The following is a 26,063-nucleotide window of genomic DNA, read 5'->3' on the forward strand; positions in this document are numbered from 1 at the left end:
AAATAACCCTGATTCGTCTACAACCATTTTGATGGTTAGGCCGTTTCAGGGTTACTTTATTGGAAGGCTGATATTTAGGCTTTTAATGCGCTATTCCACCCATCATAAACAAATACAGGCTGTGTATCGTTTTCTGCTCGCTCTGTCACTACATAGTTTTTATGTGCTACGACAGTTTGATCATCGGGTAAGTCCAGTTTCTTCGCAATTTCCCTATCCATTTTGACGATGACGGTATTTTCTCTCAAGGTCGTGACGACACCATTGATGACATGTTTCTTTCTTTTAAATTGAATCGTATCCCCAAGGTTTGCATTCTCTTTTGAGTAAACGAATGTATTTTCCATTTTAAAGTCCCCTTTTTAGTTAAAGTGATTGTTCTCTTTTTAATTGAAAGAATTTTCTAATAATATTATTTTAACTTGTATTTATATAAATTTCAATGAATGACTTATCCTTTTTGTACCACAATTACATTAAGTCAAAACCTTTTGATGTATTTTTTCAAAATCTTTTAAAGCCAAAGCGATGCCTGGCTGATTTTCGCTCCAGGTGCTCGCTTTCCGCGGGGCGTGAGTTGAGCCTCCTCGGGCTTTGCCCTGTGGGGTCTCAACTTTCCTGCATTTCCCGCAGGAGTCGAGCACCTTCCGCTACAATCATCGTCAAAGTGAAGTTTAAAAACTTATTTAGCAGTGCCTTTTAAGATAACCACTTTCAAAGTAAAATCATTTCTCTTATATACTTATACATCCCAAAAGGAAAATCCTTCCTTTTTATTAATTCATATAAAAAACAGGCACCCGTTGGTAGCGGATGCCTGTTTTTTAGTAAGCTAATGCATTCTTTTTTTCTTCCTTCATTAGGACGAAGCAGAGGAAGATGCCAAGGAGTGACAGGACTGCGAAGAAGAGGTATACCGTGTAAATGGAATAGGTTTCATAGATGAAACCTCCCACGAAGGTACTGAACCAATTCCCGAGGCCATTTCCGATGGCGGAATAGACGGTGACGGCAGTAGCTGTAATATGTGCCGGCGTGATTTCTTTAATGTAGCGGAGCCCCGCAGGAATGAATAATCCGATGGCAAGACCCTGCATCACTGCTGAAGAATAGACCAGCCATAAACTTGGTTCTGTGAAGTAAAAAAGCCAGCGGATCATGGATGCAGCCCCTGCCAGCGCAGCTACGGACAAGAGACCGAACTTATCAATCCACCCTCCAGCGATTCTCATAAACGGGACTTCTGATAGGACGGCAATCAGAAATGCGAGACCAATTCCGGCGTACGTACCACCTGAATCTTCCACGAATAATCCGAAATAAACGTTGTTGGCTAAATTCGGGCCGAACACCAGGAACGTGACGGCCAGAAAGATAAGAAATTTCTTCATCGTGAATAATTCCTTCATCCCGGCTTTTAGATCAAGCTTAGCTGCCGCTCTCTCTTTAGGAAAGCGGAAGGATAGGAAACCGGAAAGTACCAGACAGATAAAGAAGGAGTAGAAAATGATCGTGGGTCCGATGAATCCTTCTGAAAGCCTCCCCATGATGAACACGGCAATCCCGAATCCCAATGAGCCGAACAGACGAATATTTCCGTAGTTATAACGGACTTTACTTGTATACTTCAAGCTGATGCTGTCGGATACGGGGATGATGGCGCTTTGGAAGATCGCAACTAAAATCGCGACTACCAGCAATCCATAGTAAACATCCATGAATAAATAACCAAGGGCAAAGATCCCTGCAACTAAGGAAGTTAATCCTAACACGACGGTTGGCTTATTGGTTGTGTCACTGACCATCCCCCATATCGGCTGAAAGAAAATCATCATGATCGGGCCGACGGACATGATGGTTCCGATCTGATACCCATTTAACCCCACACTTTCACTTAAGTATACACTGAGTAAAGGATATAAACTTCCAACCCCGAAGAAGGTTAATAGATAAAACCCTTGTAACGTAAAAATTTGATTTCGCACATTTCTTTCCACTACCGTATCCCCCAAGATGTTTTTTGTCTATCTTATAGTAGACCTTGACCGTTCAATTGTCTATGAATTTATGCCTTTTTATGGATAAAGTCTCGCGTTTTATAAAGCATGCCTTGATACGGTAATCTCCCCCCGCTTTTGATTGATCCAGCAACGGCAGCCAGGTTCATCGTTTTATTTCCAATAAATTACCGTTTGACTTTTTCGATTAAACCCATTAAAGTATGGAAGTATATTTTAAATGAACTGAATAACATATCTTCTTATCCAGAGAGACGGAGGGACTGGCCCTTTGATGTCTCGGCAGCGGACTTATAATGAGTGCTGTGCCACATCCAGCAAGCGTAATGCTTGAAAGATAAGAGGAGTGTTTCGTTTGAATGAAACCTCTTCTTATGTTGGAAGAGGTTTTTTTATTTGATATCACACGACAAAGGAGTGTTTGGCATGAACCAAGAAAAAGGTAATTTACTGGCTTTATTGCCCTTGATCATATTTGTTTCACTGTTCCTTGGAGCGGGGATCCTTTCAGGAGATTTTTATGCATTCCCTGTTCTCGTATCTATCATCATTGCAGCGGTTGTAGCCCTGGCGATGAATCGAAAAGAATCGTTAACCTCTAAGGTTGAACGGTTCGCAAAAGGTGCCGGGCACCCGGATATTATGATCATGGTCTTTATCTTCCTATTAGCCGGCGCGTTTTCCGGTGTAGCAGAAAAGATGGGGGCCGTTGATTCAACCGTCAACTTTGCCCTATCCGTGCTTCCTGGTAATCTAATCATTGTTGGATTATTCATCATCGCCGCTTTCATTTCCCTATCAATGGGGACATCCATGGGGACGATCGCAGCACTTGCCCCGATCGGAGTGGGCATCAGCTCAGGAGCAGACATTTCCATGCCTCTTGCTATGGCCACCGTCATCGGGGGAGCGATGTTCGGGGATAATTTATCGTTCATCTCGGATACAACGATTGCAGCCGTACGCACACAGAAAACGGAAATGAAGGACAAGTTCAAGGTGAACTTCTTCATTGTATTACCCGCAGCCATCATCACTATGGTCACCCTTTTTGTCCTTACCATGGGGACTCCATCATCCGTCGACGCAGGAAGCTTCGATTGGGTTAAAATCATCCCTTACCTCGGAGTCATCATTGGGGCCCTTGCAGGATTGAACGTATTTGTCGTTTTAATAGGCGGGATTGTGTTGGCAGGGGTTATCGGATTTATGGATGGAAGCTTTACCCCATCGAGTTACTTTGGCAGTGTTGCCGACGGGATGACGGGCATGGCAGAGATTGTGATCCTTTCCATCCTGATAGGCGGAGTCGTCGAACTCATTCGTCATAATGGTGGGATTCAAGCGATCCTTTACCATGCCACACGTAAGATTAAATCTCCTCAGGGAGCACAGCTTGCTACAGCAGGCTTGGTCAGTTCGACGAATCTTTGCACAGCCAATAACACGATTTCCATTATCATCGCAGGACCACTGGCCAAAACGCTTAGCGATCAGTATGGCGTAGATGCCCGTAAGTCAGCCAGTATCCTCGATATTTTCTCTTGTGCCGTTCAAGGGTTGATCCCATACGGTGCACAGGCACTGTTAGTGGCGGAAGTAGCCGGCATATCACCTGTCAGCATCATCCCTTATGCCTTCTACCCTGTCCTGATTGCCGTTTGCGGACTGGTTGCGATTCAATTCGCCCTTCCGAAGTTCACCCGGAGAACCGCTTCAGATGGAGATCCGGTCCGTTCTTCTTAATTTTATTTGAAAAGAGACAAATCTGTCTGGGTTTGTCTCTTTTTATGTCCGGATTTTTCAAACACCATTAAAAAAGCAGACCCCGCTTTCCGGAATCTGCTCTCTTCTTATAACAAATCATTCACATGATACAGTTTGCCACTTTCTATATCGGTTTTGGTGATGAGATTCACCAGTGCATCCGCTACCGTGTCCGTGCTGCGCAGCATCCCCTCTTCTTTGTAGCGCTGGAACGATTCAACCTCGGCAAAGGCTTCTTTGGAGGACGAGCGGATTTCCCCCTGCATATCCGTATCCATCACTCCCGGACTGAAAGCGATGACCTGATGACGGCTATGCGTATTTGAAAGTTCAAGGCTAACTGTTTCAGTCAGCATATTGATCCCCGCCTTAGTCGCGCAATACGTACTCCAGCCATAAACGGGACGGCTTCCCGCTCCTGAACTGATGTTGATCATGATCATCTTCGATTCAGAGCCTTTGGCTGCCTTGAGCAATTCATTGGTGGCGATCATAGGTGAAAGGAGATTGACGTGCACACTCGTTTCCAATGCGTTATTTTCCACTTCACCCGACGTATTGATCGGTGTCACCACGCCGGCATTTTGAACGACATATATCGTCTCGGCTTCAGATCCAAATACCTTTGTCCCTACTTCACGGAAAACCGCTTCAGTTTGTCCTGATTGAGATAGATCGCAGGGAAAGAATTCATACGATACTTCTTTTTCCTGTGCAAGCTTTTGTAAGCTGTCATTATCCGAACGGGATATATTGAGAATGCCGATGCCTTTTTCAATAAAGAGCCTGGCGACGGACTCCCCTAATCCCCTTGTTGCTCCTGTCACGATTGCGTAATCCATTTCGAATCATCTCCTTCTTACCTACTGATTATAAAGGAGAGTTTCCTTTCCTCAAAAAATTAAGCATCGATTAACAGATTATTTCCACATTTTCATTTTTTAATGTTCATTAAAAAAGCACACCATCAAGGCATGCTCTCATCAATCAAATGATATTCTGGAATGAGATCGGACAGTGGCACGATCGATGCTTTTTTCTCATAAAGGGGAAGAAATTCTTTTAACATGGTGGCCACCTTCATGCCTGTAACCCCAACATGCCCGATCGCGATGGTTGCTTCATCACGATCCAATGCCTTTGAAAGGAGTCTCGCCTGCTTCCCGATGTGCTGAATGGTGTAGATGTCATCAAAGAATAATTCGTTTTCAAGATATGGCACGCCCATTTCCTTTGCAAGCTTCGGAATGACACTCTTTCCTGTTGTTTTACTATCCAGATAAAATAAACCCCTTTCCTTGCATATACCGAGGACAATCCTCATGACCCGCTCATCGGCGGTTGCCTTCGATCCCATATGATGATTGACTCCCACTGCATAAGGAACCTCTTCCAGGGCTTGCTCCACTCTCTTCCTGATTTCTTCATCGGATAGCGAAGTCGTGATTGCCCCCGGACCGAGCCAGCTCGCTTTTCCAGACATCGGTTCCATAGGAAGGTGGACGATGACCTCATGTCCACTTTTATGGGCTTTTTCCGCGTCTGCCTTGGTCGTTGGGAGAAAAGGCATGACCGCGATCGTCAAAGTGACGGGAAGGCTTAATATTTCTTCTGTCCCTTTCATGTCGTTTCCTAAATCATCGATCACAATCGCAAGTTCATTCTGATGTGCCGGAAGGGGAAGGATGTTTCTTGCTGAAACGGACATCTGTATAGAAAAAGTCATAAGTAAACAGATAACAAGGGTTCTCATATAGCATCACTCCTTTTTCTTTATGATGTCCATTTTAAGGAGGAAATACGAATGAGGTCCGTCCCTCAAAAACCAGCAAAAAAGAAAGCCGGGAAGCGTAAATGCGCTTCCCGGCTTGGACTTCAGGAGGGACGGACCTATTGATCCCAGGCTTTGGTGGGACGGTCTCCAGGGTAGCCGTGAGTTTGGCGATATGTTTTTCTTTGTGTTGTGAAGTCCCACCAGTTCTTGCTGCTTCCCTGGTGATTGGCGTGGTGGACGACACATCTGAGTGAGTCTTCTACGCATGGGTCCATCCAAACACCGTACTTCTTTTCTAAGTCGATGATAATGTCTTCCCCCTTCTCTTCCTTGATTTCTTCAAGGGTATAAAATCCAAGATCCTCTACAACATTGTGAGCCATATTGGGTCCAATAGAAGGAATCTGTTGAAATATGGACATCCCGACTAAGTAACGGGATCTTTCCATCGTAATATTAAGTTTCTCCCGGAGAAATTCAGGAGAACATTCATGTAGATCCCCGAGTCGTATCTTAGCCTTGCGAAGGGCTGACCTCTCCTGATCAGTCAATGGAAGTTTAGGGCTTTTTCTGCTCACCTTTAGTCTCCTCCTTATCCTTTAAAGGTTTGCTGGCGGACAAATTGGAAGTCTTCCACCGCGGGACGGTTGGTTTTCTTTTTTGCTATTTTTTGTTTCGTCTTGATTGGTTTGTTGTTCACCAGCACCCCGACTTTCGTTTGCTGGATTTCCTTCACGCCCTGAACAATCAGCTGCATGGCGATGATCGCGATCATGAAGGCAACGAGTGGAGCAATGACAATCCAGTACTTGCCTGTCATAAGTGAATTCTTCGTGGAGCTGATCAGGCCGGACCATTCAAACGTTCCTGATTTCGGAGGATCCGGAACCATCCCACCGGTTATGATCGTCCCTCCCAGAAAAAGATGAAATAATCCGAGATGGACGAGGATAAGTAGCGTCTGGATGAATTGCTGTCCCCATATAATAAACAGCCTCGGAGCCAAGTGAGGGAAGAGATGCGTCCAAAGCAGGTGCTTGTTACTTCCTCCAAGGAGCTTCGCAGACAGAACAAAGTCCTGCTTCCCTATGAGTTTCAGTTCATTCCCGATTAACACAGTGGTCAACGGCAGGACAAGGATTGTTAAGACAACGGCTTCGAACACAAGCCTCTCAAAGATCGAGTGATCCCATCCTAACACAGGCAGCCCCCAAAGGACCGGTCTTAATAAGAGATAAGCGATAAGACTTAAAGGCAGGAAATGAATCGAATCCACCATCCGGTCAAGCCAGTTCTTCCTGCCTTCTTTCAAGTGGAAATGATAAGCAATACCAAGATAGAATCCCCCGATCACCCGCAGGGAAGCTACAACCAAAGCAAACAACAGGGTATACTTCGCCCCCACAATAAGCTGATCGAGAATACTGTAACCGAAGAAGTCGGATCCCAGAATCATGTCCCCAAATGGTTTATGAGGAGGGGCACTGATGATCCGTCCCTCTTCATTTTTCATAAATTGAATTTGTTTGATCGGCTCTTCCTTCAACGCTGAATAGAGGAAGCTGGCCGCGATTAAACCAAATATCACAATGAATCCGGTGGCGAACTTGCCATTATGCATATGCTGCCACCACAGCCTGCGAATGGTTGAAAGGAAGCCCCATATCTTCCATTCAGTCCATTTTGTTTTATCTCGTTTATATTTCGTGTGATCCTCACTGCTCTCATGATTGATCCACAGATACACACCTTGGTACACGATGAAAAAAGGTGTGTAAATCATAATCAATGAGATGGCAATCACCATCGGTCTGAAATCTTGAATGATATAATAGGTGATCCCCTTCATATTGAAAATCGTTTCAATGATGAATAAACTCGACAGCATCCCCCATATGATCAGCTTTCCATGATAGAAAAGACTCGGTGAAATATTTTTCAAAACATGTGAAAATAGGATCCGCCCTTTCGACATCCCCTTACTCTGGGCAAATTCGATGTGTGGCTTCAGCAACTCTTCTTCCATAATGAAAATGAGGATCCGGAAGAAAGAGATCATCGGAATGATCGACAACGTAATCATCGGGGCAAGAAAGATCTTCTCCTCCCCGAACTCTGTAAAATTCATCAGTTCCACACCGAAATATTTAAATACATAGACAATCATCAGTTGGAGCATGAACGCGAACATTAAATCCGGCACCGTCTCCAAGAGGTTTAATGCTTTCTTCAGAGCCGATGTGATCGGTCGTGGTAAAAAGACGGTGAAAACGGTAAGAATAAAGGCAATACCCAGCCCTATGCCCAAAGCTCCCCCAATAATTTGCAGTGAATACAGGTATGGTCCCCAAAGCATATCGAGGAAATCGACGGTAATTCCCTTATATGAATAACTCCAGTTGGCCTCATCCATGAAAACAAAGATGAACTTGATAAACTCCTCCAAGTAGCCTACAACATTATATAGCCCTCTTTCCCTGAACACTTCTGGAGCAATACTCACGGCTAGAATCCCAATTAAACCGAGAATATAATAAAAGACGAACCTGATCGGAAACTTGAGATATTTCATACATTGAATCCCCCTTTATTCTCTTTTTCCTCAGTTTAATAGAAATGTAAAAATTTTTCAATTTTATTTCAAATCTGACAATTTGATAACAAAAAGAGTGACCCCGGTAAGTCAGAGTCACTCTTCAGGTCTAAGCCAATAATCGGCTCGGCTTTCCTAAATAAAAGCCCTGTCCAATCGTTATCCCTATTTCCCTTGCCACCTGCATATCCTGTTTTGTTTCGATCCCTTCTAAGACAATCAACGTATCACTTCCGTAAAATTGGTTGAAAAAAGAGAGGAACCGCTGTTTCTTTTCATCCTGTGCCAGGTTCATGGCAAAATAGCGGTCAAGCTTGATGATTTCCGGTTCATATTCAATGGATTTCTTGATTGAAGACGTCCCCTGCCCGAAATCATCAATCGCATACCACACACCATATTGCTTCAGTTCTTTCAAAGACTTTTTTAACAACGGATTCTGCCAAAGCTCTTCCGCACTGGACTCATTAATTTCAAGCACAAGTCGGCCCTTCATGCCAGGGTGGCGGTCCATAAGATCGGAAAAATAGGTGTGAAAGCTCGGGTGCAACATCGTGGTGATATAAATATTGAGAAACAGTTTACAGTCCTCGATCCCGTTTTCCGAAAAACTTTCAAGTGCTTTTGAAATGGACAGAGTATCCAGTTTGTACAAGATATTTGCCTTCATGGCCGATTGAAATACACTTTCGGGATTTTCATTATACTTATTTCGCAAAAGACCCTCATAAGCATAGAGGGTTCGATGTTCACCCATATCATATAATGGCTGAAAATCATGGTAGATAAAGTCGTCTTGGAAAATAGTAAAGATGTTCATAGGACCCCTATACTCTCTCTTTAGTTTTGGTCTTACCCACAAAAAAACCACACAAAAACGCATTATCCGCGTTCGCATGTGGTCGGTTGCGCTACTGGCTCCCCTAAATGTAAGCGCCCATCTATCATTTAGGTTCAAAGCCCCCAGTCGAATGGTCAGCTTATAAAGATATTTGTCTTATAAGAAAAATATACCACATAACTAGTACTTATGGGGTATATTTACTATAAATTATTTGAAAATTCATAAAGAGGGATCACCTTGAGACAAATGGATTACCACTAACCCAGAATCTCCATGGATAATCCCTGGCTTCCCCCGTGTTATCGATCCCTATTCTTTTCCCTGACGAAATGTTCTTAGGCTGATACCCCTCTGTAATCATGAGGGGCGGTTGTAAATAACTCCCCCCGTAATCCTCCATGGTAATGCCTAGAGCCTTCGTCAACTTTCCCGGCCCATTCGTCCAATTCTTCTTAACATGACCGGGGCGCCTCGCTTCCATAAGCTCCTGTCCATGGAGAGGCTCTACGGCTCTGATGAGGATCGCTTCAGGCTTCTCCCTTTCTCCGCTCACCACGTTGACGAGGCAGTGAGTATGCATGACGTATGTATAAATGCGGCCAGGTTCATGGAACATCACTTCCGTCCGCTTTGTGCGCCTGTTTCCGTAACTGTGGGCGGCCCTGTCTATCGGCCCCATATATGCTTCTGTTTCCACAATATAACCTGAAGCGATCCCTTCCTTTGTTTCTTTCACTAACACACACCCCAACAAAGATTTGGCAAGCTCCAGTGTCGGCTGTTCGTAAAAGGTTGGGGGCATAGGTGTACCTTCCATGATTTCACTTCCTTATCTACATTATCTAATCTATTTGTACCCTACCTTTGCTTATTTAAATCAGGAATCCACGATCGTCTCCTAAGGTAATGGCAGCGGATTCCCCGCTTCGATATTCTCGATTCCGACTACCCTACGCCTCTGGTCCCATTCAAAAATAATCCTATGGCTCATTGTAGTAGTCTCTCCACTGCATTAAAATAATAGTATCAATTGGAAAAACAAACCAAAGTGAGGGATTCGAATGAAGAACGCGTTTGCAGTTATTATTGCACTGCTTGCATTGGGGACGCTCTATGTCATCCTAAATGACAATACATCATTGTTTGCAAAAGAAAGTCAGTCAGGGGAACGGATTGAAGTGACGAATAAAATCAAACATATCGATCTGGATTTGGAAAACAGCGACACAAAAATCATACCCTCAGACAAAAGTGAAGTACAGGTCGATATAGAGGGAAAAGGGACGATGACATTGGCGGGGAACGGAGATACGATTGACGTTGCGGTCAAGCATAAATGGTATGAATGGATTGGATTCAATCGCAAATCAAACGTTACGGTTTATATTCCGAAAGAGTATAAGAACAGCATGGAAATCGACATCGGCTCCGGCAATTTCGTGATGGCGGGAGGATCCCATTCAAAGAAATGGAAGCTGGATGAACTGTCCATCGACATGGGATCAGGTAATATGGAGCTTGAAAACATCGAGACAAATGTGTTCGAACACGATGGCTCTTCAGGTGACCTGGTCGTCAACAGCTTCACAACAAAGGATGGAAAAGTGGAAATCAGTTCGGGGGATGTAGAATTATCAAACTTTGAAGGTCCCCTCGAAGGCGACTTATCCTCAGGGGAATTAACGGTCACCATGGACTCCTTAAAGGGAGACATGACATTCGATGTCAGCTCAGGGGGAGTGAAGCTTGACCTGCCGGAGAAAGCAAGCTTTAAACTGAAGGGGCAGGCGAGCAGCGGAGATATTTCCTGCAATCTTCCTCTAAAAGATCAAAAGATAGAAAATGGGGATATATCAGGGGTTGCAGGCTCAGGGCAATATACCATTGATGTTTCAGTATCCAGTGGAAATGTGGATATATATTAAAGAAGAGTGCCGGGAACATCCCGGCACTCTTTCAATTATTTATGATGGAATGGACATTTCCCTTCAATCGGCTCCACATCGTCCCCAATAAAATACTGCTTCCACTCACGGTGTTCAGGATCCCCGTAATGACTGATATTAGGATGCTTCGGTAAGCCGTCCCATTTTTCGACCCGCTCTCTTACTTTTTCCCTGGACATGATACCCCCCTTGGACGTACCCTCCAAACCTTCAAAAATCCTTCTTGGCTGAAATCCGAGTACTAAGCTATTCCCAAGATCCCTCGTCTTACGCTGCTTGTAGGCAGGAGCATTCCCAAACACGAAGAAAGGTTCCCCTGCAAAGGAAAAAGCCCACAAATGATGATCCGGATCCTCTGGATAATCTTCCGGCCAATCCTCCTTATCCTCACCATGGAGAAACTGCAGGATTCTCCAGAAATAATCCCTGTAATGAGGGACGGACCTCTCCTCCCTTTCAGGTTCCACAAATAAAAAGAAGCCGTGACGGATCAGACGCTCTCCTTCAGGTACATCAAACAAGTCGATGAACTCTTGAATCGTTTGGGGAAGATGCTCCCAATTGTCATGACTGATATAGGAATACCGAAGCTCACCCTTCTTCTCTCCGGTCATCCCGAAGTAACAAGGGAAAGTGCGGTCAGTTACAACCTCATGAAAGTTCTTATATTCTTCTATAACCCATTGAGGGACAATCTCAGGGTTTGTCATATCTTCTTTTGTCAGCAATAAACTGTTCGTTGTCAATTCTTCCACCTCAAATTTATGTCAATGGTATGCTCTTCCCGAATTGTGACAGGTTAAAACAATTACCGACAAAAAACACCTTATTTCTTATTTCCATCATTAAAAAAGGTAAAGCGGAATCCGCTTTACCCTTTCTTTACCTCCGCCCCTAATTCCACTCCAAGTGCCACGATCGATTGATTGATCCTCCACACATAGTAGAAATGGTGAATAAGGTCCATCTGGGACTTACGCCAGCTCGGAGCCTGGGTTTCAATTCTTTCCCGCTCCGGGCTTAAATCCCACATAACGGGAGCACTTCCCTGTTCTTTTAACAATTGTCGAAGTGTCTCGATGTTTTGAGAGATTTTTTCTTCTGTTTCTGAAAACGCACTGCTAAGCTCCTCTGAAACCGTTGCCGGCACCTTTCGATGGGAGGAAGCAAGCAGGTGCTTTGCGTAATAATTAATGGCCGTCACCACTGTGATCCAGCGCCCGACTCCCGACCTCGTCAAAGATCCAGGTCTTTGCAGAAGCGATTGTGCCTCATCCTTGATCGCCTGAAGCTTCTGATCCAGATCAAATGCCTGATCTGTCAATGCTTTATCTTCCGGGACCGTAAAGGTTTTAATATAGGAAGATACATACCCTTCCAGATCCCCAAAGAAATCATCAAAGCTATCGGCGACTTTGTCTTTTGTTCTTTTTGGAAATACAAACGCTGAGACGATCAGGGCAATCACGGCTCCTGCAATCGTATCGATGACACGTGCCCCCATGAGCTGAATGCTGATTCCACCGAGGAGGAGGTCATACATAAAGGCGATCAGCATCGTAATGAATAGGCTCATCAAAGTATAGGAAACCGGGAAAAGATAAAAGGCGAGGAACAGGACCGCAAACAGGAGAACAACCTCCAGCTGTGAATTTCCTGATACAAGGTTTGCGGCACCGAATCCGATGATGGCCCCGATCACCGTCCCGATCGATCGTTGGAAAGCCTTCATATACGTTCTGCCTACCGTTTCAGTCCCGATTTGAACAATAAAGGTCGTAAGCAAGACCCAGTACGGCTGTGCAGGTGCAATCAGCACCCCGACGATAATCGCAAGCGTTCCCGCTACCAGGGCTTGTATCGCTTTACGCGTAGACGGTTTTAAACTTTTGTCATCTTCAGACTCATCTTCTTTGTCTTCTTCCTCCGGCTCAGCATCGCTCTCTACAGTCGACCCCTTGTACTCTGACACATTCAGTGATTCCTGAATCGTAATGGCCGCTTCCAGGACATGATTCGCAATGGACTCGATCCGTCTCAGGAGATACACCCAGCCTTCAGGTTTCTCTTCTTGATTCAAAACCTCTGACAATACCAGACGCAGGGCCTGGATGGCTTTTTCTGCCTCTTCAAGGGAACGGGGATCATAATCCTGGGCGAGTACCTCGGCGTCACGGAGAGAACGAATGACCCATACGAGCAGGCGCCTCAGTTCCATGACCTCCAAAGCTTCCAGGTCCTTCAGCTTTTTCAATGAATCCGTGAGAGTCTGAATGAGCATTTCAGTGTCAAAGACGTATAAACGAAGTTGCGAAGCTTCAATGCCGGGCCACAGCTTCTTTAAATCATTCTCATTAATGTCACCCGCTACGCTTCTAGCATACTCATTCAGCCTTCTTACATTCTGGTCCAATTGCTTCCTCCGCTTACCGCTCGTATTCGGATCCTCTATCATCTTCATTAAGATGGTAAACGTCAAGTTGGATTGAATATGAAACGAACGCATACTCCTTCTTAACATATGGACAGAGTCTTTAAAAATGATGAAGTTATAAAGAAATGCGAACACGAGCCCAATGACGATCCCGAGGTAAAACCATTCAAGATGGGCCACGTCCAGCTGTAAGATCGACGATATATAAATCGACATAAACCCTGCCATTCCCATGGAAAAATAGCGGATGGCAAATCGTGAGAAGTAAAATGCGCTAAAGATGACCCCTACCAATAAAGCGTTCACCACGAGACTGTAGTGGGCAAAGGCCGAACCCAGAGTGATCCCGGAGGCAACTGAAACACCAACCAGCAAGGTCGTTATCTTCTTTTTTCCCGTCGTATCATCCATGACGACAAATATCCCGAGCATCCCTACCATACCTGACACAATGGCCGGGGTGATGGAAGGATGGTCGAACTGCTTCAATAAGAAAAGCATCGTAAATACAGCCGATATCAAGCTGATCGTAGCTTTACCCGCCTGCTGAAATCTTTTTCTGCCGGGATCGGACGCAAGGATCCTCCCCAGCCATATATGTTGTCTATGTAAATGTTTCATATCTCATCAAACCCTTATCTACGAACCGTTTTTCCTTCTCTTTTATCGTACCCTTTCCAATAAAAAAGTAACCTGTACTGCAAGAAGCAGCAGGTTACTCACATTCGCTGGTGCACGAAGAGAACGGAATCTATTTGTATGATTATAAGGGTTTTGGGCGGGTGGGTAAAGGAAAGTGCTCCAATCAACTCTCCCTAGGCCAATACACATAAGTCTCCCTTCCCATGCGGGTTGTGGATTTCCAAAAATCGAGAAAATAGTATCAAGGGAAGATCCTCCGCTTTACAGAATCCATTAAGTAACCGAAAAATCACATTAAGTGTACGATGGGATTTTTCAACTTATAGGAGGGTTAAAAATGAAGATGAGTCGTTTAACGAAACGAATATCAATGGGAGTCATTGCACTCGTATGTTCAATCGGAGTCGCTTTGCCGGCTTCCGCCACCGGAACGGATTCTATGAAACAAGAACCTAAAGGGGCTTATATCCCATCCGGAACACCTGACCTGTCAACACTCAATTCCCCATTCTCCATGAAAGGCTATAAGAAGAATCAGCAAGCTCTTGGTCCTGCTAAACCTTCTTATACCATCGATGTAGACTATAACTCTTCCACTCATAAAGCGACAGGAACCTTAGAAGTGACGTTTAAAAATAATATTAAAAACAACTTAAGCGAATTGTATTTCAATCTTTGGGGAAATGCCGAGGTTTTTAAAGAGAACGGCGGCGGAATGAATGTTTCCAATGTAAAAGTAAACGGGAATAACGCAGCTTTTGAAATAAATGAGACAGCGTTACATATCAAGGAACTTTCTTTGAGCAAAAATAAGAAAGCGACCGTTAGCATGCATTTTGAAGTAAGCCTGCCGGAACAACAGGACCGGTTCGGATGGTACGGCGACACGGTTTCCATGGGGAACTGGTTCCCGATCCTGGCCGTGTATGATGACGAAGGATGGAATGTAGATCCTTACTATCCCTATGGCGAATCCTTCTACTCTTTATCAGGAAAATATGACGTAACCGTTACAACCGACAAAAATCAGGTGATTGCGGCTACCGGAGAAGAAGTAGGCAAAGCAAAGATTACAGGTGATAAAGCCACCCACCGCTACAAAGCCAAGGATGTCCGTGATTTCGCCTTGGAAATGAATCCGAATTACCGGGTGATCTCTACTGAAGTCAACAATATTAAAGTCAATGTCTATTATTCTGAAGAACATTCTAAATATGCTGCCGCCCTCCTTGAATCTGGAGAAGACAGCATCAAGCTCTTCAGTGAAAAATTCGGCAAATACCCTTGGCCTGAGCTTGATATCGTCACGATGGAAGGCTGGTTCGGCGGGATGGAGTATCCACAGCTTGTCATGATCAGCCTTGCAGGAGACCGTCCACTAGATTGGGCTAAGTCCGTCAACGCTCATGAAATCGGTCACCAATGGTTCTACGGCATCATCGGCAATAACGAATACGATGAGCCTTGGCTCGACGAATCGTTTGCCAGTTTCGCCGCCGCTTTATATGATGGGGAACTCGATTCACTTCAAGTTGAACCTACCGAAGAAACGTACTATCACCTTTCCAGCCAGATTTCCGATTTCACGGCAAGAGCCGATGAAGGCGGAATAGGTGCTTATTATTATATGATCTATAATTATGGATCCAGCACCTTGAATGACTTAAGAGAATTGTTGGGTGATGAGGCATTTTACTCAGCCATGCAAACCTATTTCAAGCAGCAGAAATTCGGCATTTCCACCACGCGGGACTTTATCACTTCCATGGAGAAATCAACGGGCAGGGATTTGATGCCATTCTTCAGGGAGCATCGAGTGCTGCTTTCAGATCAGGAATAAAGAAAAAAAACGGTCAGCCCTTAAGGACTGACCGGTTTTCTATTATCAATCCTTACTCAACCGTAACGGACTTTGCCAAGTTACGCGGCTTATCAACATCGCAATCGCGGTGCAGGGCAGCATAGTAAGAGATCAGTTGTAATGGGATGACAGAGATAAGAGGTGTTAACAATGGGTTAACCTCCGGGATGACGAAGCGATCTTCTTCGTCTTCTAAGCCTTTCATGGAAATGATACAAGGGTTTGCTCCACGAGCCACTACCTCTTTCACATTCCCTCTGATGCCTAGGTTTACTTCTTCCTGAGTTGCAAGGGCAACGATCGGTGTACCTTCTTCGATTAGGGCGATTGTACCGTGCTTAAGCTCTCCTCCGGCAAATCCTTCTGCCTGGATGTAAGAGATTTCTTTCAGCTTCAATGCACCTTCAAGACCTACATAGAAGTCGAGTGAACGACCGATGAAGAAACAATTGCGGGTAGTAGCAAGATATTCGCGTGCGATATCTTCAAACTCTTCTTTCGTATCGCAAAGTGCTTCCATCGCAGTAGCCACGATGCCCAGTTCCTGAACAAGGTCAAAGTCCTGGTTGGTTCCGCAAGCCTGTCCGGCAACGTGTGCAAGGATCGCAAGCACTGCAAGCTGAGCTGTGTACGCTTTCGTTGAAGCAACCGCAATCTCAGGTCCTGCATGAAGAAGCAATGTGTAATCCGCTTCACGTGACAGGGTAGAACCCGCTACGTTTGTGATCGTCAATGATTTATGTCCAAGTTCTTTGATCTGGACAAGTACGGCACGACTGTCTGCTGTTTCACCACTTTGTGAGATGAATACGAATAATGGTTTCTTAGAAAGTAAAGGCATGTTGTAGCTGAATTCGCTTGCTACATGAACTTCTACAGGGATCCCTGCGCTCTTCTCGATGAATTGCTTTCCAACAAGGCCAGCGTGGTAGCTCGTTCCACATGCAATGATGTAGACACGATCCGCTTCTTTCATCGCGCCGACGATCGGCTCATCGATGTGAAGCTCGTTGTTCTCGTTTTGGTAAGCCTGGATGATTTTACGCATCACTAATGGCTGCTCGTCGATTTCTTTCAGCATGTAGTGAGGGTATGTTCCTTTTTCGATATCACTGGCATCGATTTCAGCCGTGTAAGGAGCACGTTCCATTACTTCACCGATCAAGTTTTGAATTTCGACCTTTTCTTTCGTTACGATGACCATTTCTTTATCCATCAGCTCAACATATTGATCCGTTACTTGAATCATCGCCATAGCATCACTTGCTACAACGTTGAAGTCTTCTCCAAGACCGACAAGCAGTGGACTTTTGTTTTTCGCTACATAGATCGTTTCATCGTTTTCAGAATCTAAAAGGGCGATCGCATAAGAGCCTTTAAGAAGCATCAGCGTTTGACGGAACGCTTCCTCAACTGTATTTCCTTCTCCCACGATCTTTTCAATCAGCTGTACGATGACTTCAGTATCCGTATCACTCTTGAACGTTACGTCTGTCAGGTATTCGCGCTTCAGTTGGGAGTAGTTTTCGATTACTCCGTTATGAACGATCGTGAATCGGCCTGAATTGCTTTGATGAGGGTGAGCATTCACCTGGCTTGGTACACCGTGGGTAGCCCAGCGAGTGTGACCGATTCCAGTGTTGCTTGATACACTATCATCAACGATTCCGCGAAGGTCGGCAATACGGCCTTTCTCCTTGAACACATGGATCCCTTCGTCGTTTTGAACGGCGATGCCTGCAGAGTCATAACCGCGGTACTCAAGCTTCTCAAGACCTTTTAAAAGAATTTCCTTTGTATCTGAACTTCCAATATATCCAACAATTCCACACATAATTAATATATCCTCCCTGAACATGCAAGGGGGCAAGAACTCTTTTGGGGACAACTTGCCCCCTTATCTCTGTTTGTCATTAGTATTTTAGGTCACTTTTTTCTTCCCTTTGTGCATTAAGTTGCCTTAACGTTTTAAGGACGAAACTTTCGGTTCGGTGACATATACGAACCGGGAGGCATCCGCCGAACACTCGATAAACCTCCACCTCGTCAACTAAACGATCCTTTACGTATCCATCGCTTAGTCCTGGCGCTTTATAGGATTATTACTTACAATCCACCTTTCCTTCTTGAATCACATTCCCATTTTATTTGAAAAACGAAAACAAAATCATCATACACCAGCAGGTTTCCCTTCGTCAATATAAATCTGACAACAACAAGAAGATGTTATCCCATTGTCATGTTCCCGACACAGTACAGTGATAAACCCTTTCATAAGGACCCTACTAATTAAATATGCACAAGAGGCTCATATTGACCCCTTGTGCATGAAAAATCAACTATTCGTTCAGACCCATTTCCTGATCGACGACCTGTACGATTTCATTCACATATCGCTCACAAAGTTCTTCCGTAGGCGCTTCCGCCATTACACGCACCAAAGGCTCTGTTCCGGAAGGGCGTACAAGAATACGGCCGTTTCCGTTCATTTCTTCTTCCACCTTTTGAATGACGTTTTTCACCGTTTCGTTATCTGTCACATGGTGCTTATCCGTCACTCGTACATTCACAAGCTTCTGAGGGAACTTCTGCATCTCCCCGGCAAGTTCAGAAAGTGATTTACCCGTTACCTTCATGATGTTCACCAGCTGGATACCCGTTAAAAGTCCGTCCCCAGTCGTATTGTAATCCAGGAAGATGATATGGCCTGACTGCTCACCACCGAGTGTGTAGCCGTTTTTCTTCATCTCTTCTACAACATAACGGTCCCCAACGGCTGTCTGGATGCTCTGGATGCCGTTCTCTTCAAGTCCTTTATGGAACCCTAGATTACTCATTACAGTGGATACAACGGTAGACTGTTTTAATTGCCCTTGTGATTTCAAGTACTTACCGCAGATGTACATGATCTGATCGCCGTCGACGATCTGTCCGTGCTCATCAATGGCGATGATCCGATCTCCATCTCCATCAAAGGCAAGACCCAGATCAGCGCCTTTTTCTTTCACCATTTCAGCCAATGTTTCCGGGTGAGTGGACCCGACACCTTCATTGATGTTCAATCCATTCGGGGATGCTCCCATTGTGGAAATATCGGCATCCAGATCAGCAAACAGGTGAGTGGCAAGAGCGGATGTAGCACCGTGTGCACAATCTAACGCAATATGTAAACCATCGAAATCTTCGTCCACTGATTGTTTTAAATACTGCAGATACTTCTGACCGCCTTCGAAATAGTCACTTACCTGTCCAAGGTCTGCGCCGGTAGGACGAGGAAGCCCGTCGACGGTTTGGTCCAACAGATCTTCTATTTCACTTTCCTGGTCATCGGAAAGCTTGAAGCCGTCCGGTCCGAAGAATTTAATTCCGTTATCGGCTACCGGGTTATGAGAAGCGGAAATCATGACCCCTGCCTGAGCTCCGAGCGCCTTTGTCAAATAAGCGACACCAGGAGTTGAAATCACACCTAAGCGCATCACTTCAGCGCCTATTGAAAGAAGTCCCGCTACAAGAGCCCCTTCCAGCATGTGTCCGGAAATCCGTGTATCCCGTCCAATCAATATTTTGGGACGTGTAGCATCCTTTGTCAGTACATATCCACCAAATCGGCCGAGCTTAAACGCTAATTCCGGTGTCAATTCGGTATTCGCTACACCTCTTACTCCATCCGTTCCAAAATACTTACCCATTGTCATTCTCTCCTTTTTACAGCTCTTATGCTGATGTGTTCTTTTCTTTAATTTCTACTTTTACCTTTTCTTGCGAAAGGGTCCATTCAACATTCTCCGGCCCTTCCGCTTCTATTTCTACCTCATGTTCCCCGGGTTCGAGCCCTGTAAGATCGAGAGCGAGAGAAAAATCTTCTTTCTTCACACTACTCACTTCTTCGTTCTCACCTTTCAGAGCCACGTCCACTACTCCGTTTTCAGGTTCCATGATGGTGTACTCATATTCGTCTGCCAATCCTTCAGGTTTGATTTCGATCCCGGATAAGCTTTTCTCCTCGGTTGTGTTCACATCAACTGTGACTTTCACTTCTTCGGGAGCCACTTTATTCAATCCTTCCTGGAGGGCCAGTGGAACAGTAATGGTCGAATCCTTCGTGATCTTGGAAAGATCGACTTCTGCCAGGAGTTCTTCCACTGTGTCAAGTACATCCTGCCTTCCAAAGACGGTTGCCTCTTCAGGTTCTACTGAAATCGACTCAAGGGTAGTACCCTTCGGAAGACTTCCCTTTTGCTTAATGGTGACTGGTACGGCCTTACTCGGATTCACGACCGAAACGGTCACATCCACCACTTCAGGATCCACTTGGACATCCAGTTTGTTATAATCCCGGTCTAGTACCTGTACCCTGGCTTCCCTTGTCACATTTTCATTGATCTCTTCATCTACATCGAGTGTGGCAATCACGTAGGCAACCCGCTCTACTTCATTCTTCGAACCTGTCACCTTCACAGATTTCGGATCAACGGCAAGACCTTCTGCCTCATATCCATTCGATAGAATACTCTCATTGAATTTAGGTTCAATGCTGAATTCTTCCGTGACCTTTTCCTGGACGGAAATATTGGCGAAATCAGGGTCGATCTTCACATCCAATTTATCAGAAATGTTCTGAATCTGGATATCCACCCGGTGTTCACCTATTCCGATATCATTTAAATCAACATATACCTGAAAGTCTTTCAGGGTTTTCGTCTGTTGGACAATCGCTTTTGACCCTTCCACGGTCACATTCACCGTATCCGGCAAGCCTGACACTTCCAGGTTCTCACTATCATAGAACACTTCAAGCGGGACATCCTGGATCGTTTCAATCGCATCCTGGGACGTACCGTTACTATTGTTGGCCGTCTTCTGAATATCATCAAAGTTCACGGATAGATAAAGAATGAAGGCTAACATGAGTCCGACGATACGCATGAACCAACGGCTTTCCATGAATTTATCCATTTTCTTTCTTCCCCCTAAAGCTCCATTTTGTTGAGGAAGCATTCGTCTTATCGCCAATGAGTTCTAACGTAAGAATTTCCCTGAAGCGCTCCAGAGAGAGGTCGCGATGCAACTCCCCATTTTTCGTAATGGAGATAGCTCCCGTTTCTTCTGATACAACGATGGTGACACTATCTGTCACTTCACTGACACCAAGTGCGGCTCTGTGCCTTGTTCCCAGTTCCTTAGAGATGAAAGGACTTTCTGATAACGGAAGATAGCAAGCTGCTGCTGCGATTTGATTCTTCTGTACAATCACCGCTCCATCATGAAGTGGTGTATTCGGGATGAAGATATTAATGAGCAGCTGTGACGAAATTTTCGCATCAAGGGGTATACCTGTTTCAATATAATCACTCATCCCCGTCTCCCTCTCAAGAGTAAGGAGTGCCCCAATCCGTCGCTTTGCCATATAGCTTACGGCTTTTGTCATGGATTCAATCATCTGTTCCTGCTCTTCTTCCTCCTGAAGTCCTGTCCTTGAGAACAAACGGCCACGCCCAAGCTGTTCAAGGGCCCGGCGGAGTTCAGGCTGGAAGATGATGATGATTGCAAGGAACCCCCATGTGAGGGCTTGTTCCATCATCCACCCCAGTGTATCGAGACCAAAGATACTACTCAGGCCCCTTACAATGATGATGACAAAAATACCTTTTAATAATTGTACTGCTTTCGTTCCTTTTATCAGCATGATCAGTTTATAGATTACAAACCATACAACGAGTATATCTACAATATCAGAGACATAATCCAGCGCGGAGTAATCCGAAAAAATATCGATAAACGGCATATTACATCCTCCAATAGCTTAATCGAAAGCGTAAGCCGCCATGTGTGGCTTCTCCATTTTCGTAACGTTCCTATTATATCACATTTTATCACTGTCAAATGAAAGACACCCACGGCTTCATGATTCTTTCTATTTCTCTTCATGAACTCACGTTTTTGCATAAAAAAACTGACACGAATATCATAAGTGTCAGCCCTTTAGGGACGGACCTTACATTCCATCCCCTCTATTTTATCCTACTTTTCTTCAAGTTGCGAATTTCCCCAATCCAGCGTGTCTTTAGCCCCTTTTTTGATCTGGTACCAAAGCCACTCAAACGCCTCATCGATTTCGTGGATTTCTCCTGTCACACTGCCTGCAGAAGCCAAATATTGCTTACCATTGATGACTGTCACGTTCCCTGTGACTTTTCCTTCTATTTTCACATCACCATTCCGGACGGTCAGATCACCATTTACGACTTCCCCCTCAGGTACGACAACCGTATGATCCTGAACGACTAATTTAGTATTTTTCGTAAATGAGAAGTCCTCATCATTCCAGGAGGTAAGGAAACTTCCTGTCATAAAGAACAGGAACAGGGCCGCAGCCGTAAGTAGCGGGTGGTGACGGAACCATCTCTGTACACCTACCTTCTTCTTCTCTTTCGGTAATCCCGCCATGACTTTATCTGTAAAGTCTGCAGAAGCACTGATATGAGATGTGCTTTGTACAAACGCAATCGCTTTTTTCAATTCATGGAAATGATGCTGACACTCGCTGCATTCCTGCAAATGATGTTTCAGCTTTTCTTCATTTTCCCTATTTAAGTCTCCATCTAAATAATCGTGCATATAGTCGATGATTTCTTCAGGACAAGGCTTCATATTCACTCACCCTCTCTACAGTGATCGTAATTGTTTTCTGAGAGCTTCCCGCCCTCTATGTACTCTCGTTTTAACCGTTCCTAACGGTAAATCCAGTATTTCGCTGATTTCCTGAAGCGGGAGCTCTTCAATGTATTTTAGAACGATGACCGATCGATATTTCTCCGGTAACTTGGAAATTTCTTTTTGTATGGTCTCCTGCAACTCCATATTCTCCACTTCTTCTTCCGGGAGCTGAACATCAGCAGCCACCTGTGAGTACATGGTCAAACCTTCCGTTCCTGCCACCTCTGCATCCAGGAAGTAATCGGGCTTTTTCTTCCGGATCCGGTCGATACAAAGATTCGTCGCAATCCTGAACAGCCAGGTCGAAAACTTTCTCTTTTGATTAAAAGTTTCGATATTTACATATGCCCTAATAAATGCCTCTTGGGCGATATCCTCTGCTTCATGACGATTCCCAAGCATCCGGAAGCAAATTTGGAACACTTTATCTTTATAAAGCTCGACCAATTCTGCAAAGGCATTTTGATCACCTTTCAATACTTGTTTTATCCGTTTATTCACTAATGCTTCCATTTCACAACCTCCGCTCTATGCGGCTATATTTATATACGTAGTACCCTATCAAAAGGTTTCAATTTTTTTATATTATTATCCTAACAAATTTTTAGGGAAATGTGTTTACATTTATTAGAAAAGGGGTATAAAGGAACTAATATTTCTATTGCGGGAGGATCTCGAAATGAGGAGAAGAATGAATGATTTATTATTTCAAATTGAAGACTGCCGTCGCCAAATGGTCGAACTAGCATTAAAGTCTTCCTTTGCCGATGAGCAAGTAGTTGATTTGAGTACTCGTCTTGACGATCTTTTAAATCAATATCAAGTGGTCAAGCACCATTAAAGGGAAATAGATGAAGGCTGGAATCCTTAGAGGGTTCCAGCCTTTTTTGAAACTAATTATAGTAACTTCTCTCCAAAAAGAGATCCCATTAACGCAACGGCAACCGTAGCCGTCTTATTCTTCTCATCCAGGATAGGATTTACCTCCACGAATTCAGCAGACGTAATCAATCCAGACTCCTCAAGCATCTCCATCGCCAGATGACTCTCACGGTAGCTGATCCCTCCAAGGACAGGAGTTCCTACTCCAGGGGCATCACTTGGATCCAGCCCGTCTAAATCAAGTGATAGATGAACCCCATCCGTTCTTCCCTTCAAGTAATCAATGGATTCTTCCATTACCCTTGTCATTCCCAGGCGGTCGATTTCATGCATCGTATACACTTTGATGCCTTTTTCCTTAATTAACTCTCTTTCTCCTTCATCTAAAGAACGCGCTCCGATGATGACGATGTTCTCTGGCTTGATCTTAGGCGAACTTTGTCCGATACCCGTTAAATCCTCATGGCCGATCCCGAGGCTCACTGCCAGGGGCATCCCATGAATATTTCCGGACGGGGAGGTGTCTCCCGTATTCAAATCACCGTGGGCATCATACCAGATCACCCCTAAGTTCTCATAATGAGGAGAAACCCCTGCCAATGTTCCAATTGCAATACTGTGATCCCCACCAAAGATCAATGGAAAATCCCCGCTGCCGATGACATCATTCACCTTACCGGCAAGCGTTTCACTCGCTTCAGCAACCGCTTTCAAATTTCGTAAATTTGTATCAGGATTATTATGTACACGCTCAGCTTGACCAATCTCGATATCACCCAGGTCCTTGATGTCATATCCGAGATTCTCAAGTCTCTCAACGATACCGGCATAACGAATCGCACTCGGTCCCATGTCCACACCTCTGCGCATTTGACCTAAATCCATCGGTACACCAATAATTGAAATATTTCTTTTCATCAAAAATTCCCCCTATTCAAAATTTACGTCCTGTCCCTATTGTATCCCTAGTAGGACCGATGACTCAACTGGACAGGATTGTGTATATATATGCGTAGGCAGAAGGGTTTTGGTAGTAAGGGTTGTAAGATTATGTAGGAAAGGGGAATCTGCTAGAGAACGGTTTGAAGAACATCAGGGAAATCAAAGTTAACGGGAGAGTCGAATGACGACTGTACTGACGATTTGGATTCGTTTTGAAAATAAAATTCTGTTTTTGAAAATATAAGATGTCGAATTGAAAATAAAACCGAAGTTTTGAGAATAAATCTGTCTAAAATGATAATATCCTTCTGAAAAATAACAAAAAAACCTCAAATCTCCTAAAAGATTCAAGGTCTGATCATGTCGTATGTATAGTTAGTTCGTTATTGCAGATAACTTTGGTGGAGCCTAGCGGGATCGAACCGCTGACCTCCTGCGTGCAAAGCAGGCGCTCTCCCAGCTGAGCTAAGGCCCCATATAGAGAAATTCTCACACCAAGAGATGTGAGAAAATGTGTGATGAGCCATGAAGGATTCGAACCTTCGACCCTCTGATTAAAAGTCAGATGCTCTACCAACTGAGCTAATGGCTCGTAATGGCTGGGCTAGCTGGATTCGAACCAACGCATGTCGCAGTCAAAGTGCGATGCCTTACCGCTTGGCTATAGCCCAATAATTACGTGAATGGCATAAAAAAGGGACATTTATAGGATGTCCATTTTACACTGAAATATACAAAATGGTGGAGGGGGGCAGATTCGAACTGCCGAACCCGAAGGAGCGGATTTACAGTCCGCCGCGTTTAGCCACTTCGCTACCCCTCCAGCTAAAAAACAATGGTGCCGGCAAGAGGACTTGAACCCCCAACCTACTGATTACAAGTCAGTTGCTCTACCAGTTGAGCTACACCGGCATATATAAACTTGTGATGAATCCTGCGTAATGAAAGCAGTTCATGGAAAGATATTTCGCTGACGCAAAAATCTTTGGTGGAGGATGACGGGATCGAACCGCCGACCCTCTGCTTGTAAGGCAGATGCTCTCCCAGCTGAGCTAATCCTCCACTATGTAAAATTAAATTCTTCTTGAAAGAAAATGGTGACCCATACGGGATTCGAACCCGTGTTACCGCCGTGAAAGGGCGGTGTCTTAACCGCTTGACCAATGGGCCGGTTTGTAAAAAAAATAAAAGCTTCCAACCGGGCTCGAACCGGTGACCTCTTCCTTACCATGGAAGCACTCTACCTGCTGAGCTATGGAAGCAATGGCTCCGCAGGCAAGATTCGAACTTGCGACCGATCGGTTAACAGCCGATAGCTCTACCACTGAGCTACTGCGGAATGATTTGGCCTGGCGACGTCCTACTCTCGCAGGGGGAGATCCCCCAACTACCATCGGCGCTGAAGAGCTTAACTTCCGTGTTCGGCATGGGAACGGGTGTGACCTCTTCGCCATTATCACCAGACATATTGCTTACAATGACAAATATTATTATATAATATTTTCGGTAAAAATCAAGGTATAAATGAAAATTTATTCCCTGAAAACTAGATAAAGAATTGATGTCAAGAAAGCCGAATATCGACCAATTGTTGTTCATATAAATATGACTCTTTGTGGTTAAGTCCTCGATCGATTAGTATC

At 44.6% G+C, this 26,063-nt stretch carries 21 protein-coding genes, 9 tRNA genes, 1 rRNA gene and 2 riboswitches; of the genes, 4 read left to right on the plus strand and 27 right to left on the minus strand.

Annotated elements, in window-relative coordinates:
* Positions 1-74: 74 nt before the first annotated feature.
* Both V8G47_RS17595 and V8G47_RS17600 read right to left on the minus strand, forming a co-directional pair.
* Positions 75-347 (minus strand): DUF2187 family protein, encoded by a 273-nt coding sequence (locus V8G47_RS17595; RefSeq protein ID WP_051758445.1) that lies wholly within the window; start codon positions 345-347, stop codon positions 75-77.
* A gap of 477 nt (positions 348-824) precedes the next feature.
* Positions 825-1,997 (minus strand): MFS transporter, encoded by a 1,173-nt coding sequence (locus V8G47_RS17600; protein WP_336201231.1) that lies wholly within the window; start codon positions 1,995-1,997, stop codon positions 825-827.
* A 260-nt stretch (positions 1,998-2,257) separates the two neighbouring features.
* Positions 2,258-2,362, plus strand: a riboswitch (SAM riboswitch).
* Between the two features lie 82 nt (positions 2,363-2,444).
* On the opposite strand from V8G47_RS17600, the gene V8G47_RS17605 reads away from it, so the two are divergent.
* Entirely contained in the window at positions 2,445-3,764 is a 1,320-nt protein-coding gene (locus V8G47_RS17605; protein WP_336201232.1) for a Na+/H+ antiporter NhaC family protein, read from the plus strand.
* Between the two features lie 107 nt (positions 3,765-3,871).
* On the opposite strand, the gene V8G47_RS17610 is transcribed toward V8G47_RS17605, so the two are convergent.
* From V8G47_RS17610 to V8G47_RS17635, 6 genes are all read right to left on the minus strand, one after another.
* Positions 3,872-4,627, minus strand: coding sequence for a (S)-benzoin forming benzil reductase (locus V8G47_RS17610; RefSeq protein ID WP_336201233.1), 756 nt, complete (start codon positions 4,625-4,627; stop codon positions 3,872-3,874).
* Between the two features lie 125 nt (positions 4,628-4,752).
* Complete coding sequence (locus V8G47_RS17615) at positions 4,753-5,538, minus strand: divergent polysaccharide deacetylase family protein (protein WP_442970873.1); 786 nt, start codon at positions 5,536-5,538, stop codon at positions 4,753-4,755.
* 137 nt (positions 5,539-5,675) lie between these two features.
* The gene (locus tag V8G47_RS17620) at positions 5,676-6,137 is read right to left on the minus strand and encodes a helix-hairpin-helix domain-containing protein (RefSeq protein WP_336201234.1); all 462 of its coding nucleotides are present in this window, start codon (positions 6,135-6,137) and stop codon (positions 5,676-5,678) included.
* 14 nt (positions 6,138-6,151) lie between these two features.
* Positions 6,152-8,131 (minus strand): ABC transporter permease subunit, encoded by a 1,980-nt coding sequence (locus V8G47_RS17625; RefSeq protein ID WP_336201235.1) that lies wholly within the window; start codon positions 8,129-8,131, stop codon positions 6,152-6,154.
* A gap of 130 nt (positions 8,132-8,261) precedes the next feature.
* Entirely contained in the window at positions 8,262-9,050 is a 789-nt protein-coding gene (locus V8G47_RS17630; protein ID WP_336201236.1) for an EAL domain-containing protein, read from the minus strand.
* Positions 9,044-9,124, minus strand: a riboswitch (cyclic di-GMP riboswitch). (Overlaps the previous gene by 7 nt.)
* 104 nt (positions 9,125-9,228) lie before the next feature.
* Positions 9,229-9,813: a DNA-3-methyladenine glycosylase gene (locus V8G47_RS17635; RefSeq protein ID WP_336201237.1), complete on the minus strand. Its 585-nt coding sequence runs from the start codon at positions 9,811-9,813 to the stop codon at positions 9,229-9,231.
* A 244-nt stretch (positions 9,814-10,057) separates the two neighbouring features.
* Here V8G47_RS17635 and liaG point away from each other — a divergent pair, with 244 nt between their 5' ends.
* The gene (liaG, locus tag V8G47_RS17640) at positions 10,058-10,921 is read left to right on the plus strand and encodes a LiaG family protein (RefSeq protein ID WP_336201238.1); all 864 of its coding nucleotides are present in this window, start codon (positions 10,058-10,060) and stop codon (positions 10,919-10,921) included.
* Between the two features lie 35 nt (positions 10,922-10,956).
* Here liaG and V8G47_RS17645 read toward each other — a convergent pair whose 3' ends face one another.
* Positions 10,957-11,652 (minus strand): YqcI/YcgG family protein, encoded by a 696-nt coding sequence (locus tag V8G47_RS17645; RefSeq protein WP_336201248.1) that lies wholly within the window; start codon positions 11,650-11,652, stop codon positions 10,957-10,959.
* A gap of 161 nt (positions 11,653-11,813) precedes the next feature.
* Positions 11,814-13,997 carry an FUSC family protein gene (locus V8G47_RS17650; protein WP_336201239.1) on the minus strand — a complete coding sequence of 728 codons (2,184 nt, stop codon included), beginning with the start codon at positions 13,995-13,997 and terminating at the stop codon, positions 11,814-11,816.
* Positions 13,998-14,355: 358 nt separating this feature from the next.
* On the opposite strand from V8G47_RS17650, the gene V8G47_RS17655 reads away from it, so the two are divergent.
* Positions 14,356-15,858, plus strand: a complete 1,503-nt coding sequence (locus V8G47_RS17655; protein ID WP_336201240.1) for a M1 family metallopeptidase — start codon at positions 14,356-14,358, stop codon at positions 15,856-15,858.
* Positions 15,859-15,910: 52 nt separating this feature from the next.
* Here V8G47_RS17655 and glmS read toward each other — a convergent pair whose 3' ends face one another.
* From glmS to sigW, 6 genes are all read right to left on the minus strand, one after another.
* A complete protein-coding gene (glmS, locus tag V8G47_RS17660) occupies positions 15,911-17,713 on the minus strand; it encodes a glutamine--fructose-6-phosphate transaminase (isomerizing) (RefSeq protein ID WP_336201241.1) in 1,803 nt (600 codons plus the stop codon).
* A 505-nt stretch (positions 17,714-18,218) separates the two neighbouring features.
* A complete protein-coding gene (gene glmM / locus V8G47_RS17665; protein WP_336201242.1) occupies positions 18,219-19,568 on the minus strand; it encodes a phosphoglucosamine mutase in 1,350 nt (449 codons plus the stop codon).
* A gap of 25 nt (positions 19,569-19,593) precedes the next feature.
* Positions 19,594-20,835, minus strand: a complete 1,242-nt coding sequence (locus V8G47_RS17670) for a CdaR family protein (RefSeq protein WP_336201243.1) — start codon at positions 20,833-20,835, stop codon at positions 19,594-19,596.
* Entirely contained in the window at positions 20,828-21,664 is an 837-nt protein-coding gene (cdaA, locus tag V8G47_RS17675) for a diadenylate cyclase CdaA (RefSeq protein WP_336201244.1), read from the minus strand. The genes V8G47_RS17670 and cdaA overlap by 8 nt, the downstream gene beginning before the upstream one ends.
* A 236-nt stretch (positions 21,665-21,900) precedes the next feature.
* On the minus strand, positions 21,901-22,530 hold the full coding sequence (locus tag V8G47_RS17680) for an anti-sigma factor family protein (RefSeq protein ID WP_336201245.1): 630 nt from the start codon (positions 22,528-22,530) through the stop codon (positions 21,901-21,903).
* 15 nt (positions 22,531-22,545) lie between these two features.
* On the minus strand, positions 22,546-23,109 hold the full coding sequence (gene sigW / locus V8G47_RS17685) for an RNA polymerase sigma factor SigW (protein WP_336201246.1): 564 nt from the start codon (positions 23,107-23,109) through the stop codon (positions 22,546-22,548).
* Between the two features lie 178 nt (positions 23,110-23,287).
* Here sigW and V8G47_RS17690 point away from each other — a divergent pair, with 178 nt between their 5' ends.
* The gene (locus tag V8G47_RS17690; RefSeq protein WP_257141040.1) at positions 23,288-23,437 is read left to right on the plus strand and encodes an aspartyl-phosphate phosphatase Spo0E family protein; all 150 of its coding nucleotides are present in this window, start codon (positions 23,288-23,290) and stop codon (positions 23,435-23,437) included.
* Between the two features lie 56 nt (positions 23,438-23,493).
* Here V8G47_RS17690 and rocF read toward each other — a convergent pair whose 3' ends face one another.
* The 11 genes from rocF to rrf form a co-directional block, all read right to left on the minus strand.
* Positions 23,494-24,396 (minus strand): arginase, encoded by a 903-nt coding sequence (rocF, locus tag V8G47_RS17695; protein ID WP_034765818.1) that lies wholly within the window; start codon positions 24,394-24,396, stop codon positions 23,494-23,496.
* A 423-nt stretch (positions 24,397-24,819) separates the two neighbouring features.
* Positions 24,820-24,895 (minus strand) — tRNA-Ala (locus V8G47_RS17700).
* A gap of 44 nt (positions 24,896-24,939) precedes the next feature.
* Positions 24,940-25,012 (minus strand) — tRNA-Lys (locus V8G47_RS17705).
* 4 nt (positions 25,013-25,016) lie between these two features.
* Positions 25,017-25,091, minus strand: a tRNA-Gln gene (locus V8G47_RS17710).
* Positions 25,092-25,159: 68 nt separating this feature from the next.
* Positions 25,160-25,243: transfer RNA gene (locus V8G47_RS17715), tRNA-Tyr, on the minus strand.
* Positions 25,244-25,256: 13 nt separating this feature from the next.
* A tRNA-Thr gene (locus V8G47_RS17720) sits at positions 25,257-25,332 on the minus strand.
* 74 nt (positions 25,333-25,406) lie between these two features.
* Positions 25,407-25,482, minus strand: a tRNA-Val gene (locus V8G47_RS17725).
* 33 nt (positions 25,483-25,515) lie between these two features.
* Positions 25,516-25,590: transfer RNA gene (locus tag V8G47_RS17730), tRNA-Glu, on the minus strand.
* Positions 25,591-25,609: 19 nt separating this feature from the next.
* Positions 25,610-25,682 (minus strand) — tRNA-Thr (locus V8G47_RS17735).
* A gap of 2 nt (positions 25,683-25,684) precedes the next feature.
* Positions 25,685-25,759 (minus strand) — tRNA-Asn (locus V8G47_RS17740).
* An 8-nt stretch (positions 25,760-25,767) separates the two neighbouring features.
* Positions 25,768-25,884, minus strand: a 5S ribosomal RNA gene (gene rrf / locus V8G47_RS17745).
* Between the last annotated feature and the right edge of the window lie 179 nt (positions 25,885-26,063).

Origin of the sequence: Rossellomorea sp. LJF3 (assembly GCF_037046045.1) — a bacterium.
In the GTDB taxonomy this organism is placed as follows: Bacteria; Bacillota; Bacilli; order Bacillales; family Bacillaceae_B; genus Rossellomorea.

Coding starts and splice junctions, on each gene's coding strand:
- V8G47_RS17650 (WP_336201239.1), bottom strand. CDS start 13,997: ATGAAACATTTACATAGACAACATATATGGCTGGGGAGGATCCTTGCG.
- V8G47_RS17625 (WP_336201235.1), bottom strand. CDS start 8,131: ATGAAATATCTCAAGTTTCCGATCAGGTTCGTCTTTTATTATATTCTC.
- V8G47_RS17655 (WP_336201240.1), top strand. CDS start 14,356: ATGAAGATGAGTCGTTTAACGAAACGAATATCAATGGGAGTCATTGCA.
- V8G47_RS17670 (WP_336201243.1), bottom strand. CDS start 20,835: ATGGATAAATTCATGGAAAGCCGTTGGTTCATGCGTATCGTCGGACTC.
- V8G47_RS17645 (WP_336201248.1), bottom strand. CDS start 11,652: ATGACAAACCCTGAGATTGTCCCTCAATGGGTTATAGAAGAATATAAG.
- glmM (WP_336201242.1), bottom strand. CDS start 19,568: ATGGGTAAGTATTTTGGAACGGATGGAGTAAGAGGTGTAGCGAATACC.
- V8G47_RS17615 (WP_442970873.1), bottom strand. CDS start 5,538: ATGAGAACCCTTGTTATCTGTTTACTTATGACTTTTTCTATACAGATG.
- V8G47_RS17605 (WP_336201232.1), top strand. CDS start 2,445: ATGAACCAAGAAAAAGGTAATTTACTGGCTTTATTGCCCTTGATCATA.
- V8G47_RS17635 (WP_336201237.1), bottom strand. CDS start 9,813: ATGGAAGGTACACCTATGCCCCCAACCTTTTACGAACAGCCGACACTG.
- rocF (WP_034765818.1), bottom strand. CDS start 24,396: ATGAAAAGAAATATTTCAATTATTGGTGTACCGATGGATTTAGGTCAA.
- V8G47_RS17630 (WP_336201236.1), bottom strand. CDS start 9,050: ATGCGAACGCGGATAATGCGTTTTTGTGTGGTTTTTTTGTGGGTAAGA.
- liaG (WP_336201238.1), top strand. CDS start 10,058: ATGAAGAACGCGTTTGCAGTTATTATTGCACTGCTTGCATTGGGGACG.
- glmS (WP_336201241.1), bottom strand. CDS start 17,713: ATGTGTGGAATTGTTGGATATATTGGAAGTTCAGATACAAAGGAAATT.
- V8G47_RS17680 (WP_336201245.1), bottom strand. CDS start 22,530: ATGAAGCCTTGTCCTGAAGAAATCATCGACTATATGCACGATTATTTA.
- V8G47_RS17610 (WP_336201233.1), bottom strand. CDS start 4,627: ATGGATTACGCAATCGTGACAGGAGCAACAAGGGGATTAGGGGAGTCC.
- cdaA (WP_336201244.1), bottom strand. CDS start 21,664: ATGCCGTTTATCGATATTTTTTCGGATTACTCCGCGCTGGATTATGTC.
- V8G47_RS17595 (WP_051758445.1), bottom strand. CDS start 347: ATGGAAAATACATTCGTTTACTCAAAAGAGAATGCAAACCTTGGGGAT.
- V8G47_RS17690 (WP_257141040.1), top strand. CDS start 23,288: ATGAATGATTTATTATTTCAAATTGAAGACTGCCGTCGCCAAATGGTC.
- sigW (WP_336201246.1), bottom strand. CDS start 23,109: ATGGAAGCATTAGTGAATAAACGGATAAAACAAGTATTGAAAGGTGAT.